The following is a 2,949-nucleotide window of genomic DNA, read 5'->3' on the forward strand; positions in this document are numbered from 1 at the left end:
CTGCTATCAGCTTTCATTCATCAGCTTTCATTCCTTCCTAACATCATCTTTCAGTTGGAACTAAGCGCAGATATACTTATATACTGGTAACAGCATGTAAATGAATTCATCAGTATGTGCTGTAAAGAAGCTCCTTTAGAGAGCTGCTCCTGACTTTTCGTGTATTCTTTTTGGGTATTCGATCAGGGGCTACAGGGTGCTGTATACATTCCCCTGGAGGGAATATATGGTAGAAGAAAAGAATAATGAAGAATTAAGGCATCTTGTTCGGATTATGAATACCGACCTGCAGGGGGCAAAACCCGTGGAATACGCCCTAACAGGTCTCCCAGGAATAGGGAGGCGCACCGCTATCCTTATCGCAAAGGGCGCAGGGGTAGATCCTACTGCTACACTTGGATACCTGCCAGATGAAGAAGTGTCAAAGCTAGACCGCGCAATCGGGAATTTTGAGGAGATTGTTCCATCCTGGATGTTGAACAGGCAAAAAGACCTGGCAACAGGACAGGACAAGCATCTGCTGGGAACAGACATCTTACTGACTTTCAGGGAAGATATTAACAACCTGAAGAAGGTTCGCGCCTACAGAGGATTAAGGCACGAAAGGGGCCTTAAGGTCAGAGGACAGAGAACGAAATCTACAGGCCGCCGCGGGTCAACTGTCGGTGTCAGCAGGAGAAAGTGATTTTCCGGTCAGGTGATTTTAAATGGCATATCCAGGTAAAAGAAGTAAAAGTTTCGAGACTCCCAGGCATCCCTGGCAGGAAGCCAGGATGGCATCTGAAGTTCAGCTTGTAAAGGCATACGGCCTCAGAAACAAGAGAGAAGTTTGGAAAGCAGCCAGTATGCTCAGAATGTACAGGTCTGAAGCCCGAAAATTACTTGCAAGCGCTGCAAACTCTCAGGAAAGAGGACTTGAAGGGCATCAGAAGACGCAATCTGAAGAAATTCTTGCGAAGCTTATCCGCTATGGCATCATCAAATCAGATGCCGACATTGATGACATTCTTTCTTTAAAAACTGAAAATATTCTCGAAAGGAGACTCCAGACTCAGGTTCTCCGTCTCGGGCTTGCCAGGACAGTTGTCCAGGCTCGTCAGTTTATCACTCATGGTCACATTGCAGTAAACGGCAGAAAAGCTACAGTTCCGGGAATGCTCGTCTCCAAGGAAGATGAAATGCATATCGGGTACTATTCAACTTCTCCGCTCGTTAGCGAATCTCATCCTGAAAGACCTGTGCAGGTAGCATCTGTTCTTGCAGACAGCACAACCACTTTAAGGGCTGTTGCAGAAGCAAAGCAGGCTAAAGAAAAAGCTCCTGAAAGAGGCGGAAGGAAGAGAAGAGGGAGGAGATAATCATGGCAAACATGAAATGGGCCGTAGCTCACATTAAATCTTCATTTAACAACACAATTATTACTGTAACCGATATCACAGGGGCTGAAACCATTGCAAAGTCTTCTGGTGGTATGGTTGTAAAAGCTGCAAGAGATGAGAGCTCTCCTTATACTGCCATGCAGATGGCAGGCCAGCTTGCTGACCAGCTCAGGGATAAAGGTATCCATGGCATCCATATAAGGGTAAGAGCACCTGGTGGAAACAAGCAGAGAAGCCCGGGCCCTGGCGCTCAGGCTGCAATAAGGGCTTTTGCAAGAGCAGGAATCCGTATTGGCAGGATTGAAGATGTTACTCCTGTCCCGCACGACGGCACTCGTCCCAAAGGCGGAAGACGTGTATAAGAGAATTCTTCAGGGAATTTCTTCAGGAAATTCTTCTAAAATTCTCTTTTTGAAAGCATTAAAATATAAGGGAAATTAAGGAATATGACGATGGAAGTAGACATTCTGGAGTTATCGGATAGATCTGCAAAATTCGTGCTTTCAAATGTTAGCACATCTTTTGCCAACGGCATTCGACGCGCCATGATCGCAGATGTACCAACGCTTGCGATTGAATATGTGAACCTTTACGACAATACCTCGGTACTCTATGATGAGCAGTTGGCTCTACGTCTGTCCTTAATCCCGCTTGTTACGGATGTAGAGACGTATGTGCCACAGGCAGAATGCGATGTCTGCGGAGGAGAGGGCTGTCCTGCCTGCGAGGTTTCCTTAACCCTAAGTGCAGAAGGTCCATGCACGGTTTATTCTCGGGATCTTATTTCCTCTGACCCGAAGATACAGCCGGCTGATCTCAATATCCCTATTGTTGAACTGAAAAAAGGGCAGAAGCTTGTGCTTGAGGCCCTCGCTCATATGGGCTATGGCAGGGATAGTGTTAAATGGCAGGCAGGAATCGCTTGCGGCTACAAGAACGTGCCTGTTATAACCATTGAAAACTGCGATGCATGCGGGCACTGTGCAGCCGAATGTCCGAAAGGCATTATACGGTTTGAAGAGTCAGGTGCCAGAGTTTCTGACGAAGATATCCTGAAGTGCTCACTCTGCAAGCTCTGCGAGCAGGTCTGTGACATCCACGCAATAAACATTAGCTTCGATGAGAACGCTTTTGTGTTTACAATGGAGTCCGATGGTTCTTATACCGCCAAAGACCTTGCCCTTAATGCAGCAGATGTGGTCAAAGGCAAAGCTGAAGAACTTTTGAGCATTCTGGACCAGTTCTGAGCTCAGCTCGGGTACAGGCCCATATCCAATTTTTTGAGATTAAGGCTGATAGATCCCTGAATATTTTAATGAGTTAGATATTTCTCTGGACTCTCTACGCCTTACATATTATTGTTCTGTACCTGAATACGACAGAAGACATTCTGTCTTATTTGCGTTCTTCCAAAACTTATTCCCGGTGACCTTCACGGCTCGAAACGTTTATATATTATCCACGATATTGTGAGGGAGTGCAAGGCGTAAAGCGCGCCGGATTATCATAATGAAACAGTATTAAACATAGATTAGACACAGATTAATACGAAATGCGAGGGTTGCCCAGC

General features: G+C 46.0%; 4 protein-coding genes. All 4 read left to right on the forward strand.

The window, feature by feature from the left end:
* The first annotated feature begins 226 nt into the window (after positions 1-226).
* The 4 genes from A9239_RS07925 (at position 227) to A9239_RS07940 (ending at position 2,626) form a co-directional block, all read left to right on the forward strand.
* Positions 227-685 carry a 30S ribosomal protein S13 gene (locus A9239_RS07925; RefSeq protein WP_230628902.1) on the forward strand — a complete coding sequence of 153 codons (459 nt, stop codon included), beginning with the start codon at positions 227-229 and terminating at the stop codon, positions 683-685.
* A gap of 22 nt (positions 686-707) precedes the next feature.
* Complete coding sequence (locus A9239_RS07930; RefSeq protein ID WP_048121143.1) at positions 708-1,358, forward strand: 30S ribosomal protein S4; 651 nt, start codon at positions 708-710, stop codon at positions 1,356-1,358.
* Between the two features lie 2 nt (positions 1,359-1,360).
* Positions 1,361-1,741, forward strand: a complete 381-nt coding sequence (locus A9239_RS07935; protein WP_048121141.1) for a 30S ribosomal protein S11 — start codon at positions 1,361-1,363, stop codon at positions 1,739-1,741.
* Between the two features lie 84 nt (positions 1,742-1,825).
* Entirely contained in the window at positions 1,826-2,626 is an 801-nt protein-coding gene (locus A9239_RS07940; RefSeq protein ID WP_048121139.1) for a DNA-directed RNA polymerase subunit D, read from the forward strand.
* The last annotated feature ends 323 nt before the right edge of the window (positions 2,627-2,949 follow it).

Source organism: Methanosarcina sp. A14, assembly GCF_001729375.1.
GTDB lineage: Archaea > Halobacteriota > Methanosarcinia > Methanosarcinales > Methanosarcinaceae > Methanosarcina > Methanosarcina barkeri.